This is a genomic window from Undibacterium pigrum, from assembly GCF_003201815.1.
Classification (GTDB): Bacteria; Pseudomonadota; Gammaproteobacteria; order Burkholderiales; family Burkholderiaceae_D; genus Undibacterium; species Undibacterium pigrum.
On the sequence record NZ_QJKB01000001.1, the window covers coordinates 438,589 to 453,370 of the forward strand.

General features: G+C 51.4%; 15 protein-coding genes. 9 read left to right on the top strand and 6 right to left on the bottom strand.

What is annotated here, in order from left to right:
• The first annotated feature begins 5 nt into the window (after nucleotides 1–5).
• From urtB to DFR42_RS02010, 5 genes are read left to right on the top strand one after another with little or no spacing between them, the layout of a single operon-like run.
• Nucleotides 6–1,604 carry an urea ABC transporter permease subunit UrtB gene (urtB, locus tag DFR42_RS01990; RefSeq protein ID WP_110253269.1) on the top strand — a complete coding sequence of 533 codons (1,599 nt, stop codon included), beginning with the start codon at nucleotides 6–8 and terminating at the stop codon, nucleotides 1,602–1,604.
• Nucleotides 1,601–2,710, top strand: a complete 1,110-nt coding sequence (gene urtC / locus DFR42_RS01995; protein ID WP_425450858.1) for an urea ABC transporter permease subunit UrtC — start codon at nucleotides 1,601–1,603, stop codon at nucleotides 2,708–2,710. Before urtB ends, urtC begins: the two co-directional genes overlap by 4 nt.
• 11 nt (nucleotides 2,711–2,721) lie before the next feature.
• On the top strand, nucleotides 2,722–3,564 hold the full coding sequence (gene urtD / locus DFR42_RS02000; RefSeq protein ID WP_211324169.1) for an urea ABC transporter ATP-binding protein UrtD: 843 nt from the start codon (nucleotides 2,722–2,724) through the stop codon (nucleotides 3,562–3,564).
• Nucleotides 3,565–3,576: 12 nt separating this feature from the next.
• Nucleotides 3,577–4,275: an urea ABC transporter ATP-binding subunit UrtE gene (gene urtE / locus DFR42_RS02005; RefSeq protein ID WP_110253270.1), complete on the top strand. Its 699-nt coding sequence runs from the start codon at nucleotides 3,577–3,579 to the stop codon at nucleotides 4,273–4,275.
• 36 nt (nucleotides 4,276–4,311) lie between these two features.
• Entirely contained in the window at nucleotides 4,312–5,190 is an 879-nt protein-coding gene (locus DFR42_RS02010; protein ID WP_110253271.1) for an urease accessory protein UreD, read from the top strand.
• On the opposite strand, the gene DFR42_RS02015 is transcribed toward DFR42_RS02010, so the two are convergent.
• Nucleotides 5,134–6,201 carry an NAD(P)H-binding protein gene (locus DFR42_RS02015; protein ID WP_110253272.1) on the bottom strand — a complete coding sequence of 356 codons (1,068 nt, stop codon included), beginning with the start codon at nucleotides 6,199–6,201 and terminating at the stop codon, nucleotides 5,134–5,136. The two genes, DFR42_RS02010 and DFR42_RS02015, sit on opposite strands and share 57 nt — an antisense overlap.
• 97 nt (nucleotides 6,202–6,298) lie before the next feature.
• Here DFR42_RS02015 and DFR42_RS02020 point away from each other — a divergent pair, with 97 nt between their 5' ends.
• Complete coding sequence (locus DFR42_RS02020) at nucleotides 6,299–7,195, top strand: LysR family transcriptional regulator (RefSeq protein WP_110253273.1); 897 nt, start codon at nucleotides 6,299–6,301, stop codon at nucleotides 7,193–7,195.
• 5 nt (nucleotides 7,196–7,200) lie between these two features.
• Here the strand turns inward: DFR42_RS02020 and DFR42_RS02025 are convergent, their stop codons facing one another.
• The 5 genes from DFR42_RS02025 to DFR42_RS02045 form a co-directional block, all read right to left on the bottom strand.
• Nucleotides 7,201–8,145: a VTT domain-containing protein gene (locus DFR42_RS02025; RefSeq protein ID WP_110253274.1), complete on the bottom strand. Its 945-nt coding sequence runs from the start codon at nucleotides 8,143–8,145 to the stop codon at nucleotides 7,201–7,203.
• Nucleotides 8,146–8,307: 162 nt separating this feature from the next.
• Nucleotides 8,308–9,381: a threonine ammonia-lyase gene (locus DFR42_RS02030; RefSeq protein ID WP_110253275.1), complete on the bottom strand. Its 1,074-nt coding sequence runs from the start codon at nucleotides 9,379–9,381 to the stop codon at nucleotides 8,308–8,310.
• Nucleotides 9,382–9,800: 419 nt separating this feature from the next.
• The gene (locus tag DFR42_RS02035) at nucleotides 9,801–11,000 is read right to left on the bottom strand and encodes a hypothetical protein (RefSeq protein ID WP_146218769.1); all 1,200 of its coding nucleotides are present in this window, start codon (nucleotides 10,998–11,000) and stop codon (nucleotides 9,801–9,803) included.
• 75 nt (nucleotides 11,001–11,075) lie between these two features.
• Nucleotides 11,076–11,570, bottom strand: a complete 495-nt coding sequence (locus DFR42_RS02040) for a hypothetical protein (protein WP_146218770.1) — start codon at nucleotides 11,568–11,570, stop codon at nucleotides 11,076–11,078.
• A gap of 8 nt (nucleotides 11,571–11,578) precedes the next feature.
• Nucleotides 11,579–12,181 (bottom strand): RNA polymerase sigma factor, encoded by a 603-nt coding sequence (locus DFR42_RS02045; RefSeq protein WP_245936794.1) that lies wholly within the window; start codon nucleotides 12,179–12,181, stop codon nucleotides 11,579–11,581.
• Between the two features lie 289 nt (nucleotides 12,182–12,470).
• On the opposite strand from DFR42_RS02045, the gene DFR42_RS02050 reads away from it, so the two are divergent.
• From DFR42_RS02050 to ureC, 3 genes are read left to right on the top strand one after another with little or no spacing between them, the layout of a single operon-like run.
• Nucleotides 12,471–12,773 carry an urease subunit gamma gene (locus DFR42_RS02050; protein WP_110253278.1) on the top strand — a complete coding sequence of 101 codons (303 nt, stop codon included), beginning with the start codon at nucleotides 12,471–12,473 and terminating at the stop codon, nucleotides 12,771–12,773.
• Nucleotides 12,774–12,782: 9 nt separating this feature from the next.
• Nucleotides 12,783–13,088: an urease subunit beta gene (locus DFR42_RS02055; RefSeq protein ID WP_110253279.1), complete on the top strand. Its 306-nt coding sequence runs from the start codon at nucleotides 12,783–12,785 to the stop codon at nucleotides 13,086–13,088.
• Entirely contained in the window at nucleotides 13,085–14,782 is a 1,698-nt protein-coding gene (gene ureC, locus DFR42_RS02060) for an urease subunit alpha (protein WP_110253280.1), read from the top strand. Before DFR42_RS02055 ends, ureC begins: the two co-directional genes overlap by 4 nt.

Genomic DNA, 14,782 nt, shown 5'->3' on the forward strand with positions numbered 1-14,782 from the left:
TGCCTATGATATTTCGTAAAATCTGCGCGAGCATAGTCTTGCTCGTGTTCAGCCTGACAGCGCACGCGGCCATCGATGGCAAGCTCTTGCAGGCGCTGGCGGGTGATGATCCGGATGCGCGTATTACTGCCGTCAATACCATTGCAGCCCTGGGTAATGAAGAGGCTGTGGAAGTATTGACTGCACTCAAAAATGAACAATTGTTTGCCAGGGACGTCGCCGTTTATCTGGTCGACGGTGAGCAGGCAAAAGACCTTGGCACCGGAAAAATGCAAAAGCTGCCGGATGATGCCGAGGCAATCACCATCAATAACCGCCTGCGTGCGGCGCTGGATAGTGCGCTGTCAGGCCTGAGATTATTTTCACCGGATAAAAATGTCCGTCTGGTCGCTGCCACTGCGCTGGAAAAAGAAGCCACGCCAGAACAATTGCCCTTGCTGAACAAAGCTTATCTGAAAGAAAACGATAGCGAAATCAAGTCCCGACTGCAAATGCTGATTGCTACCGCCAATTTGCAGGCCAGTGACCCGGTTGTACGCAAGGCTGCCGTCAAGGCTTTGCTGGATAGCCCCAATCCCAATTTAAAACCTGTGCTGCAAAAGATGCTGGCACAAAATCCCGATGGTAGTTACAACGAAGCCGATGCCAGCATACGCCTGGAGGCTGCCAATACCCTGAATGCCATCGATGGCCGGCTGGCGCGCATGGAATTTGTCGGCAATCTGTTTTATGGAGTATCGCTGGGTAGTGTGCTGTTACTGGCTGCGCTGGGTCTGGCAATCACCTTTGGCCTGATGGGTATCATCAATATGGCGCATGGTGAATTGCTGATGATAGGCGCATACACCACCTATGTCTGCCAGATGCTGTTCCGTAAATTCATGCCTGATGCTGTCGATGCCTATTTATTGCTGGCTTTGCCTGCCGCCTTCCTGGTTTCTGCCGCCGTTGGTATTTTGCTGGAGAGAACGGTCATACGCTGGTTATATGGTCGCCCGCTGGAGACACTGTTATGCACCTGGGGCATCAGCCTGATCTTAATGCAAGCGGTGCGCTCAATTTTTGGTGCGCAAAATGTCGAGGTCGCCAATCCTTCCTGGATGTCGGGTGGTATTACGGTGCTGGGTTCGCTGGTGCTGTCTTATAACCGAATCATCATTATCTTCTTTGCCTTGTTCGTCGTGCTGGCTGTCTGGCTGATCCTGAACAAAACACGCCTGGGTTTGTTTGTGCGTGCTGTGACACAGAATCGCCGCATGGCTGATTGCGTAGGTGTGGCAACTGGCAAGATAGACATGCTGACTTTTGGACTGGGCTCGGGCATTGCAGGTCTGGGTGGTGTGGCTTTGTCGCAGTTGGGTAATGTTGGCCCTGACCTTGGGCAAAACTATATCGTCGATTCTTTCATGGTCGTGGTGTTGGGCGGGGTAGGGCAACTGGCGGGCACAGTGATTGCGGCTTTTGGCCTGGGTGAAGTGAATAAATTTCTGGAGCCAGTGGCTGGTGCCGTCATGGCCAAGATCGTCATCCTGGTATTCATCATCATTTTCATACAACGCAGACCGCAAGGCTTGTTTGCGCTCAAAGGCAGGAGTGTGGAATGAGTGCTACTACGACATTTGCAATGGCAAAAGGACTGTTTTCCAAACCGGCATGGACAGGCATATTGGTGTGCGCGGTGATAGCCGTATTGCTGCCCATTCTTAATCTGAGCTTTCCTGTTGGTCATGCCCTGCATATTTCCAGCTACACGATAGCCTTGGTTGGCAAGTTCATGTGCTATGCCCTGGCTGCGCTGGCGCTTGATCTGGTCTGGGGTTATACCGGCATTTTATCTTTGGGACATGGCGTATTTTTTGCGCTAGGTGCCTATGCGCATGGCATGTATCTGATGCGTGCTATTGGCCGTGACGGTGTTTATCAAAGCAATCTGCCTGACTTCATGGTTTTCCTGGACTGGAAAACTTATCCCTGGTATTGGGCGATGACCGACAGCTTCTGGTATTGCATGGCACTGGTGATACTGGTGCCTGGTGTGCTGGCCTTTATCTTTGGATTCTTTGCCTTTCGCTCACGCATCAAGGGTGTGTATTTCTCTATCATCACCCAAGCAATGACATTTGCCTTCATGCTGCTGTTCTTCCGTAATAACACTGGCTTTGGCGGCAATAATGGTTTTACTGATTTCAAACGCATTCTGGGTTTTACCATCACAGCACCTGGCACCAAGGCAGCGCTGTATCTGATCACCTTGCTGATTTTGCTGTCAGCCTTGTTCCTGTGCCGCTGGATAGTCACTTCCAAGCTGGGGCGCGTGCTACAGGCTGTGCGTGATTCAGAATCGCGACTGATGTTCATCGGTTACAACCCCTTGTGGTTCAAGCTGTTTGTCTGGACGCTGTCTGCCATACTATGCGGTATTGCCGGTGCCCTGTATGTACCGCAAGTTGGTATCATCAATCCGTCTGAAATGTCACCAGCAAACTCCATAGAAATGGTGATCTGGGCGGCAGTCGGTGGGCGCGGTACATTGCTGGGGCCTATCATCGGTGCTTTTACTGTCAATGGCTTGAAGAGCTGGTTCACTGCGGCTTTCCCGGATTTGTGGTTGTACGCTCTGGGTTTGTTGTTTATTTTGGTCACACTGTTCATGCAACAAGGCGTATTGGGCCTGGTGAGCAAGTTCAAAAAACAGCGGGAGCCTGCATGACTTCTTATATGATGAGCGGCGTCTTGCGACCAGGTCAGCAATACGAGGGTGCTACCGGTGATCAGGGTGTGTCTTATGGTCGCATCAAACAGGAAGGGGTAGATACCACCCACGGCGCTATCCTTTACCTGGAAGATATCGTGGTGTCATTTGATGGTTTCAAGGCCATCAATAATCTGAACCTGGATATCTCTGTGGGTGAGCTGCGTTGCATCATCGGCCCCAATGGCGCTGGCAAAACCACGATGATGGATGTGATCACCGGCAAAACCCGGCCCACATCCGGCACTGCATTCTTTGGTCAGACTATGGATCTGACTCGCATGAGCGAAGTGGATATTGCCCATGCCGGCATAGGCCGCAAATTCCAGCGACCGACAGTATTCGAGCAGCACAGTGTATTTGAGAATCTTGAGCTGGCCATGAAAATGGACAAGCGCGTCAAGACCACCCTGTTTGCCCGCTTGAACAGCGAACAAAAAGACAAGATCGCCGCCATCCTGCAATTGATACGCCTGGATGGGCAAGAGCAAAGGCAAGCTGGCCTGCTGTCGCATGGCCAAAAGCAGTGGCTGGAGATAGGCATGCTGCTGATACAGGAACCGCAACTGATCTTGCTCGATGAGCCGGTAGCTGGCATGTCAGATGCAGAGACCGCACGCACTGCTGAATTGCTCAATGAACTGCGTGGCAAGCATTCCATCATGGTGGTCGAGCATGATATGGGTTTCGTCACTGAAATTGCGCAACAGGGCAAAGTCACGGTATTGCATGAGGGATCTGTACTTGCCGATGGCACGATGGCGCAGGTGCAGGCTGATGAACGTGTGATTGAAGTCTATCTGGGACGCTAATGAAAGCCAAGCATGCTTGAAGTCAAACAACTGCACCAGCATTACGGTTCCAGCCACACCTTGCGTGGTATTTCACTGTCACTGAAAAAAGGTGAATGCATGGCCTTGCTGGGCCGTAATGGCGTCGGCAAAACCAGTTTACTTAAATGCCTGATGGGCGTCTTGCCTGTTACTGAAGGTACTGTCAGTTTTGAAGGCCGCGACATCAACAAGCTCTCGCCGCATGACAGGGCCAGGGCTGGGATAGCTTATGTGCCACAAGGCCGTGAGATTTTTGCCCGCCTTACCGTCGAAGAAAACCTGCTCATGGGCATGGCCAGCCTGCCTGCACGCAAGGCAGGCAAAATCAAGGATGAGGTATATCAGCTGTTCCCTGTCTTGAAAGAAATGCTGCACAGGCGTGGTGGTGATTTATCGGGTGGTCAGCAGCAACAGCTTGCTATCGCCCGCGCCTTGCTGGCTGAGCCCAGGCTCATCATCCTCGATGAACCTACTGAAGGCATACAACCATCCATCATCAAGGATATAGGTCGTGTGATTCGCTTGCTTCGTGAGCGAGGTGATATCGGCATCTTGTTATGTGAGCAGTATTTCGATTTCGCCCGTGAACTGGCAGATCATTTTGTCGTGCTGTCGCGCGGTGAAGTGGTTGCCTATGGTGGTCAGGAGTTGATGGATGGTGATGACGTCAAGCGGCATCTGGCGGTATAGTGCAGTCTTTACCTTTTTCCCTCTCACTAGCTGAATATGGATGTCTGCAGTCCGGCATTACCTTCAAGTGCCACAAAATCACACTGGCAAGCCAGCCTGCAACTGGGCTTTAGCAAGGATGGTGATGTCACGCGCCTGACAGAACGCAAACACAATGGCCCCCTGCGTGTGCAAAAGCCTTTGTATCCTGAAGGGGATGAGGTTTGCCATGCCATCATCATCCACCCTCCAGGTGGGGTAGTCGGTGGCGATCAGTTAAAGGTCGATGTGAAGTTGGCAGCTGATACCCATGCACTGGTAACTACACCGGGTGCGGCGAAATGGTATCGCAGTAATGGCTACCTATCCGCACAACATATTAATCTGAAACTGGATGCAGGTGCCAGGCTGGAATGGCTGCCGCAAGAAACCATCTTTTTTGACGATGCCTGTGTCGATTTGCACCAGACCATATATCTGGCGGCAGATGCGAGGCTGATTGCGGCTGATATTTTTTGCTTTGGCCGCACTGCCTCTGGCGAAACCTATAACAGTGGCCGGATCAAACAGCATTGCAGCATCTATCGTGAAGACAAGATGATCTGGCATGAACAGGGCAGTTTGCAAGGTGGCAGCCCTACTATGCAAAGTCCTTTGGGTTTGAATGGCAAATCTGTGTCGGCGATGGTGCTGGCTTCTGGTGCCATGCTGTCTGGCGAACAATTGCAGGTATTGCGTGAACAAACATCGGCCTTGTTGTCTGCGCGTGAAGCGGACGCCATGTGTGGCGTCACGCAAATGAAGTCTGTTATTGTTGCACGCTATCTGGGCAACTCCAGTGAAGTTGCCCGGCTTTGGTTGCAGCTGGTGTGGCTACATTTACGCCCTGTCGTGATTGGGTGTGATGCCAAAATTCCGCGCATCTGGAACACTTGATTCATAGCCAGCATTACGCTTGATGCAACCCAGACCTGCCAGGCTGGAACGAACTGCCACATCCAGTGGTGTACGTGGTTCTTCACCCAAAAAGTCTACCAAAGCCTGGTTCGACATTTTGACTTCATTGCGCCACAGGTAACGCATTTCCAGCATTTCCTTGAAGGTTTGCTTGAAAGGTGCCAGCAATGTGAACACTGGCCATGGGAACCAGCTTGCCTTCAATGTTGGCTGGGCAGTGACGCGGCCAATTGCGGCGACCATTTGTTTGCCATCATGATCCCAATGGCCTTCCATATGGAAGCGGGCAAAATTACCGAGTTCTTTTTCACGTTCCAGCAAACGCACCATGGTTTCCGCTACGTCAGGCAAGTAAGCCCATTGATGACCAACACCAGTACTGCCGGGGTAGCGCACGATACTCACTGGCTTGCCCGGTGTTACCAGACCTTGTGAAAACCAGTTGTTGGCAGCCTTGGGGCCAAAGAAATCACCGGCTCTGACGACGAGAGACTTGATACCCTTGCTGGCAGCCAGACGCAGACGGTGTTCCATTTCTACCCGGATTTTCCCTTTTTTAGTGATAGGGAACTGTGACGCGTTTTCTGCGATCAGGGGGAATGCGTCCGGACCAAAATTATAAACCGTGCCTGGCAGCAGTATGCGTGCGCCACTGGCCTGGGCCGCTGCGATGGTATTGTCTATCATAGGCAGTACCAGTTTTTCCCAGTCACGGTAGCCAGGTGGGTTGACAGCGTGGACGATGACAGACTTTCCTGCCGCAGCTTGCACCACATCGTCCTGCACCATGACGTCACCTTTCATCCAGATATGCGCTGCTGTTTTATCTTTCACTTGATCAGGATTGCGGTGCAGGGTAGTGACCTGCCAGCCGCGTTGCATCAGCAAGCGCGCTACTTCACCACCTACGCCACCAGTTGCACCCAATACCAGGGCTTGTTTATTAGCTTGAGTGTTGTTTTGGATGTTGCTGGAAGTTTGCTGGTTCATTTTGTTACTCCTTAATGTTTGGTTGATGTAGTCATTGTGTATCTTTGCCAAGCTATATACAATTCTCTAAAACTGCATAGGTGATATACATTTCTGTATGGATGACAAGAATATCCACTGGGATTACTACCGCACTGCCCTGGCCGTGCTGGAAGAAGGTTCGCTATCAGGCGCTGCCCGCGCCCTGGGCTTGACCCAACCTACCGTAGGGCGGCATATCGAGGCACTTGAAAATGCCTTAGGTACGAGTCTGTTTGTGCGCAACCAATCTGGCCTGTCGCCTACTATTGCCGCGCTGGCCATGAAGCCTTATGCAGAAAGCTTGCGGGCAACTGAAAGTGCCTTGTTGCGCAGTGTGTCAGCAGAGGCAAATGAGGTAAGGGGTACAGTACGCGTTACCGCGTCAGAAGTCATGGGAGTAGAGATATTGCCGGGCATGTTGACAGGTTTGCGGCAAGATTATCCTGAACTGAGCATAGAACTACAGATATCCAACCACACTCAGGATTTGCTCAAGCGTGATGCAGACATTGCCATACGCAATACCGAGCCCTTGCAGGACGCATTGATCGCGCGCCGTGCAGGTACGATCAGTCTTGGTTTTTTTGCCCATGCAGATTATCTGACACGTCACGGTATGCCAGCTGACATGGACGCGTTGAAAGACCATAGCCTGATAGGCTTTGACCAGGAATTTCCTTATATCAGGGCTTTGCAAAAACGTTATCCACAGATCCAGCGCGCAGCCTTTGCCTTGCGTGCTGATAGTGATCTGGTGCAGTTTTCTGCCATACGCCAGGGCTATGGCATAGGCATTTGCCAGCTTGGCTTAGCTACGCAGCACACCTACTTACAGCGCGTGCTAGCAGATGAATTTCAAATTGATTTCCCGGTATGGGTAGTCATGCATGAAGATTTGCGGTCCAGCCAGCGTTACCGGATTACCTTTGATCATCTGGTCAAGGAACTGCAAGCCTTGTTGCAAAAGGGATGATTTGCTCAGGCTTTGACCAGCAAATGCGGGTGCTGGGCAGACAATTCTTGCCAGGCATCAAAACCACCTGAAAATGGCCTGACATCCTTAAATCCCAACTGTCTCAAAGTATGCGCTGCATGTACTGCGCCTGCATCACCAGGGCAGGCGCAGATGGTGATGATCATTTCATTCGGTGACCAGTGCCTGGCCGCATTGCCAACCTGCTTGACCTCGCTGACCATGGCATGGGGTATGGTGCCAGTTTCTGCAATCAGCGCCGGGCTGCGCAAATCGATGATATGGGGCAGGGTGTTGGTTTTGAGTGTATCTGACATTTCAGTCGCACTGAAATGAGGGATGGACGCGAGTTTTTCAAAGCGTTTCTTTTGCCAGAATTTCCAGGCCAGCCAGCTCAATACCAGGGCAATGAAAATTGCCGCGATACGTATACCCTGTGCCGACAAAAACACCAGACCAGCTTCAATTTGCACCTGCAAGGCAAAACCAGCCAACAGAGCCAAGCCCGCCCATAAAGCGGCACCTGCAGCAGAAGCCAGCATGAAAGAGGTGCGCGGCATACCCAAAGCACCCGCCACTGGTGGTGCCACGGTAGAAAAGCCAGGGATAAATTTACCCACCACCAGCGACCACACACCCCAACGATGAAACCTTGCTTCGGTCTGGTTCACGCATGACCCTGGGTTGATCGACATCTTGCATAAAAACTTCAGCACGCTGTAGCCAAATTTCTTGCCTGCCTGGTACCAGATCAGGTCAGCAATCAATGAAGCGCCTACCGCTGCCATCAACAACACCAGCAATTGCCCGGATTGTGTGGCCTGGCTGGCATTGAACATCATGGTCGGCACTGCAGGCACAGGCAAGCCCAGTTGCTGCAGCAAGACATTGACAAACACCATCAAACTATCGTTTTGACGAAAAAATTCTGTCAGCCAGCCTTGTTGCATATGCAATTCCGTTAGTAATCATGAGTAATCATGCTGTGAGCAGGCATAGAACAGTAAAAGTAAAATCCGTCTATGTTTATGCCTGAGTGAACCCCTATTGTAGGGCATTGCAAGGCTTTGCATATCACGCATGTGATGCCTGTTGCAAACTGAACAGCTGCTTCAGGCGGCCAGTCCATGCGCTGATGATCCCGCCCTGGCAAGCAATTCAGCATATCTGGCTGGGTCTACATTGGAGCCACAGACAATTACCGCCACCCGTTTGCCCGCAAGCCTTTGACGCAAAGGGCCAAACAAGCCTGCAGTGGCAACCGCTGCCGCAGGTTCAGCCACCAGCTTGACGTCATGATACAAATCCGACATCGCAGTACAGATTTCATCATCACTGACCCTGACAACTTCGTCCACAAAACGCTGGCATACCCTAAAACTGTAATCCATGGCATATGGTGCGCACAGGCTGTCGGCTATGCTATCGACCTCCTTTAATTTCTCTGGCTGGCCAGACTGAAAGCTGCGGTACATGGCATCTGCACCATAGGGTTCAACTCCATAGACGGCACAATGGGGTGCCAGTTGTTTGACAGCAGAAGCAATGCCGCCACATAGACCGCCACCACCGATAGGTACGATCACGGCATCCAGTTGCACCACCTGCTGCATTAGTTCCAGACCTACCGTTGCTGTGCCCAGTGCGGTCAACGGTCCATCATAAGGGTGGATCATGGTGCGCTGCTCTTCTTCCATAATGCGCTGTCCCAGTGTGAATGCCTTGTGCATGTCCGCTTCCAGTATCACTTCCGCACCATCTTGCCGACAAGCCTTGATGCGGGTAGGGCTGGCATGGCGTGGCAACACCACTTTGCAAGACACGCCTGCCAGCTTGGCCGCATAGGCTACCGCCATTGCATGATTGCCCGCGCTGACAGCGACCACGCCACGCTCACGTGCATCTGCATCCAGCGCAGATATGCAATTCAAAGCCCCGCGTAATTTGAACGTACCGGTTTTTTGGAACAACTCCAGCTTCAGCCAGACTTCAGTATCAGACTCCAGTTTGTCTAGCGCAGACCCGGTTTGCCAGTGCCAGACAGGGGTATGCAAAACCTGTTGCGATAAGCTGGCCGCAGTCTTGCGGATATCTGCAAGCGAAGGATAAGGAAAACCAGCAATCAATAATTTGGATGATAAGGACGTAGGGGTGTGCACAGGCCTGTCTGTAGCGACGTGGGACATAAAAACTCCAGAATAAAAATCAGCAGAAAAAATCGAAGAAGGCGTGGGCGCGATGGTGACAACAATAAGTGACAATAATAAGTAACAGCAATAGCGCTCAGGACATCAAAACAGGATGAGCTGAAGGGCCGCCAGGCACCGGCATACGCCGTAGCTTAACGACCCGGAATAATTCGAATAATGGAAATGTCGCAGATGGAAACAACAGGCAGCGCAATCGCGTGCACGACAACAGATGCGGCATTAATTGCGCATAAGTTCGTGTTCAGCAGGGGATGGGTAATTGCGTGCATGGAAAAACTATAACCAATCCCGGGAATATTGGCAAGCAACTTTAAAAAAGAGTGACAGGGCAGGTCGGGAATCCTGGCCCTGTCCACTCACAAGCCCTGCAAAAACGGCCCGGCTGGCCAGAGGGATCAGGGTTTCTTTTCTTCGCGTCTTTCCACGATGATTTTTGGTGTCGCAGGTATTTCTTTCACTGTATACCCTTCAGGGATAGCAAATAAATTCGCCGCAGGTTCTGTGCGTTTCAAATTATTAAGCTTGTAATTCCATTCACCAGTACGTGGATCAGTTTGTTTTGCATAGACAGTCATTTGCAGTTCTGGTGAATACCAGCTTTCTGAGCTGACGCTAATCGGATTTTTATTGCCGACTTCGCCAGCAGGAATTTGGTAGGAACGCATTTTGCCTTCTGCGCGTACACCGTCAATGTCACGGCTACCCAGGTCTTTAGTGTTTCCTTTTGCTGTCCAGCGGTTATCCACGAATGCCATCGACATGGGGCTCAGGGCCATGAGACTGGTGAAATTGCCTGATGTTGAACTCAGGCTGGTGTGCAGGGCAGGCATGTCGCTGGCGTTGCCTGCACGGATGACCCTGACCTGGACTTCTTCTCGCACGTCTTTACTGCCTTCTGCCTTGTCACCGCTGGTTTTGCGTTCTATACGCTTGACGATGACTTCGTCACCATTGCGCGTAGTTTCTACGCTGACTGTTTTTCCTTCCTGTTTGAGCTTGTCCAGCTTTTCTTTGGCTGCATCAATTTTTTCTTTGGCACTCGCCATTTTTTCATCAAGGTCTTTACCCATGTGCATTTTGGTTGCCGTCTTTTTTTCTGGCATGAGGATGTAGCGCAGGTTTTCAACCGGGTCAACGATGACGATGTGCTGGACATTGCCTTTGCTGTCGCGCATTTCCTGACGGGTGCGGCCAGCAGCATCCCTGTAGTTCAAACTGGTGGTTTTATTGCTGATCTGGTTGCCATCGGCCAGGGTCTGGGTTTTTTCTGTGACGATTTCTGCGCTGTAAGGCGCATTTTTAATTGGCCGGATGCTATGCATGCCTTGCATGCTGACAAATGCCTGGCTCATGGCGTCGGAGACTATCCTGCTGACGTTTTTTGTGTCGGGTATGTCTGCAAGTGCAAGCATTGGGGGCATTGGTGGCATCGATGGAATGGGCGGCAGCGGTGGTACTGCAGGCACTTGTATGATTTCCACATGCCGACGCACAGGTTTTTCTTCGCCAGGGCTTGCAGTGTCACCGTCTGTATTGGCATTTGCCATGGCCAATGCAGAGCTTAACAATATGAAGAGTGGCAGTTTGGTTTTCATGATGCGTCCTTTTCTGTGGTTCATTTTTTTCGATGCTGCTTAGTTATTGGGTAGCGTTATTGAGTAGCTAATCGCTTATTTCAGGAGTCGCATGGCTAATGGCTCACCATCTGCAGCGACCAGCATTTGCGCCTGTACCATGTCACCAGCTATTTCTGGCGAGACTGGCATGCCCAGGCTGGCGAGCCAGGCTGCCGGGACTTCTGCTTCCAGCATGCTTGGCGTTTCGTTATTCAGGCGCTCCAGCGGCACCAAGGCGACGAAAGGGGGAAGCTCTGTACTTGAAACAGTGGCGCTGTCCGGCGTTAATTGATGCTGCGATGCTGGAAACATGACCGTCAGCATGAGCAGGCCAAAGCTGCCACTCAGCGTCAGCAAACCTGCCAGCCATGGGCGCAGGCGTTTGCTGCGCGCCTGTTTTTTATCATTGGCCTGTTGCTTGGCAAACGCTTGCAATAAAGTCTGCTCAATCGCAGTTGGCGTATTCATCTCCTGCAAATCTTTGCGCAAAAGACTGAACTGCTGGTCCAGCACGGCATCTGCATTACTGGCGTCCTGTGGGGTATTCATAAGATCTTTCATCTTTGTGTTCCGGTTTTTGCTACAGCATCGGGGCGCCAGCCCAGTCTTTCGCTGTATTGCAATATCGCGGCTCGCGCCCGTGACAGGCGTGAGCGCACTGTGCCTATGTCTATATCGCAAATCACGGCTATCTCTGCGTATGATAGTTCCTGCAATTCATACAAAATAATCACGTCACGATAATGAGGGCGCAATACCGCGACTGCTTGCCGCACGTGTTCAGTCATTTGCTGATGGAAGATGACATCCGCCGGTTCTGTCGTTTCACTCATCAAGACTTCTTCTCCATCTTCTTCGCTATAACCTGGTAATGGCTGGTGGCGGCGTTCTGCCTGGTCCTGTTTCAACAATAGATTCCTGGCTACGCCAAACAGAAAATTTTGCAAATTGCCCAGGCCTGCGTCATAGCGGTAAGACTTGCTCAATAAGCCCATGAAAACATCCTGCACGACATCAGCTGCCAGAGCACTCTGACCACAACGCATCAGGGCATAGCGATAAATAGGCCCCTGATGGCGCTGGTACAGACGTTGAAATGCGGCAACATCACCGTTGCGCATTTGTGTCAGCAAGCTGGAATCTGTCTCTTGGTTATCCACGTTTATTTGTAGGTTGTTTTAAGGTATTGCCTTGAGAGACTTTGAAAGTTCCAATTATTTTCGCGCTATCTGCATTTATATGAAATGCACTAACTTGGTGAGATCTTGCCTTTGTTTGGTGCGTATTTTTGTAATTCAGGCTATTTGCCCTTGGTTCGAAACTTGCTGTGTTGCTTTTTATAATGTTTTTAGATTTCTGGCCTCTCACCCATCTGCACTTGCTTGTTATTTTGCAAATGACGATAAATAATAAGTTTGGTGATAGCAAAGACAATAAGCGAAAGAAGATATGGATCTGACACCCAGAGAAAAAGATAAGTTGCTGATATTTACCGCCGCCTTGCTGGCAGAGCGGCGCAAGGCGCGTGGCCTGAAACTGAATTACCCAGAAGCAGTCGCCCTGATTACCGCCGCCATCATGGAAGGCGCGCGTGATGGCCGCACGGTGGCTGAACTGATGTCAGAGGGCACGCAAATACTCAGTCGTGCCGATGTCATGGAAGGCGTGCCGGAAATGATTCCTGATATCCAGGTTGAAGCGACTTTCCCGGACGGCAGCAAGCTGGTTACCGTCCATCACCCCATCCCTTAGGAGAAAACCATGATACCAGGCGAAACCCTGATAGAGGATGGGGACATAGAACTGAATGTCGGTCGTGCCATTGTTAGCATTACTGTAGCCAATAGTGGTGACAGGCCAATACAGGTGGGCTCACATTTTCATTTTTATGAAACCAATCCGTCCCTGCAATTTGAGCGCCAGCTTGCTTATGGCATGCGTCTCAATATTGCCGCTGGCACGGCCATCCGTTTTGAGCCAGGGCAGCAACGCAGCATAGAGCTGGTGGCTTTGGCGGGCGATAGAAAAGTCTATGGTTTCAGCGGTAAAGTGATGGGGGCACTATGAAAATTTCACGTCATGCCTATGCTGAAATGTTTGGGCCGACCACGGGTGACCGTATCCGTCTGGCAGATACCAATCTATTCATAGAAATCGAGAAAGACTTTGCCATCTATGGCGAAGAAGTAAAATTTGGTGGCGGCAAAGTGATACGTGATGGCATGGGTCAGTCGCAAAGGCCACATGCTGAAGTCATGGATACCGTCATCACCAATGCAGTCATTATTGATCACTGGGGTATCGTCAAAGCAGACATAGGCATTAAAAATGGTTTGATTGCCTGCATAGGCAAGGCGGGTAACCCAGACATACAGTCTGGCGTTGACATGGCAATCGGTGGCGCGACCGAGATCATTGCCGGTGAAGGCAAGATTGTGACCGCCGGCGGCATCGATTCACACATCCATTTCATTTGTCCGCAGCAGATAGAAGAAGCTTTGATGAGCGGCGTCACCACCATGCTGGGCGGCGGTACTGGCCCTGCAACTGGCACGGCAGCCACCACCTGTACCCCGGGCCCCTGGCATTTGTATTCCATGCTAATGGCTGCAGATGCGTTTCCCATGAACTTGGGCTTTATGGGCAAGGGCAATGTCAGCCTGCCTTTGCCGCTGGAAGAGCAGATCAGGGCAGGTGCCATAGGTTTGAAGCTGCATGAAGACTGGGGCACGACGCCACGAGCCATCGATAACTGCCTGACCGTGGCAGACGCTATGGATGTGCAGGTTGCCATTCATAGCGATACGCTCAACGAAGGTGGCTTCCTGGAGCACACCCTGGCAGCATTCAAGGACAGGACTATCCACACCTTCCATACCGAAGGTGCGGGTGGTGGCCATGCGCCGGATATTATTGCGGCAGTTGGCGAGGCAAATGTACTGCCATCATCCACCAATCCTACCCGTCCTTACACAGTCAATACTTTGGACGAGCATCTCGACATGCTCATGGTCTGTCACCATCTTGACCCGGCTATTGCCGAAGACATTGCCTTTGCCGAATCACGCATACGGCGCGAAACCATCGCTGCTGAAGATATCTTGCATGATATTGGCGCCATCTCCATGATGTCTTCCGATTCCCAGGCCATGGGCCGTGTAGGCGAAGTCATTATGCGTACCTGGCAAACGGCAGACAAGATGAAGCAGCAGCGCGGCTCGCTGGCAGAAGATAATGCGCGTCACGATAACTTCCGTGTCAAACGCTATATCGCCAAATATACGATCAACCCGGCCCTGACACATGGCATTGCCCATGCAGTTGGCTCGCTGGAAGTGGGCAAGATTGCCGACATCGTTTTGTGGAAGCCTGCCTTCTTTGGTGTGAAACCATCGATGATCATCAAGGGTGGCATGATAGCCGCAGCCCAGATGGGTGATCCGAATGCATCGATACCAACACCACAGCCTGTGCATTACCGCATGATGTTTGGTGCCTTTGGCGGTGGCCTGAAAAAGTCGTTTACCTTTGTCTCGCAGGCAGGGCTGGATGCTGGGCTGGCAGAACAGTTGAAGCTGAACAAGACCCTGATTGCTGTCAGGAATACGCGCCATGTTCGCAAGAAGGACATGATACACAATAGCCTGACGCCAAAAATGGAAGTCGATTCCGAAACCTATGAAGTCCGTGCCAATGGTGAACTGCTGGTGTGTGAACCGGCAAAAATCCTGCCCATGGCCCAACGTTATTTTTTATTTTAA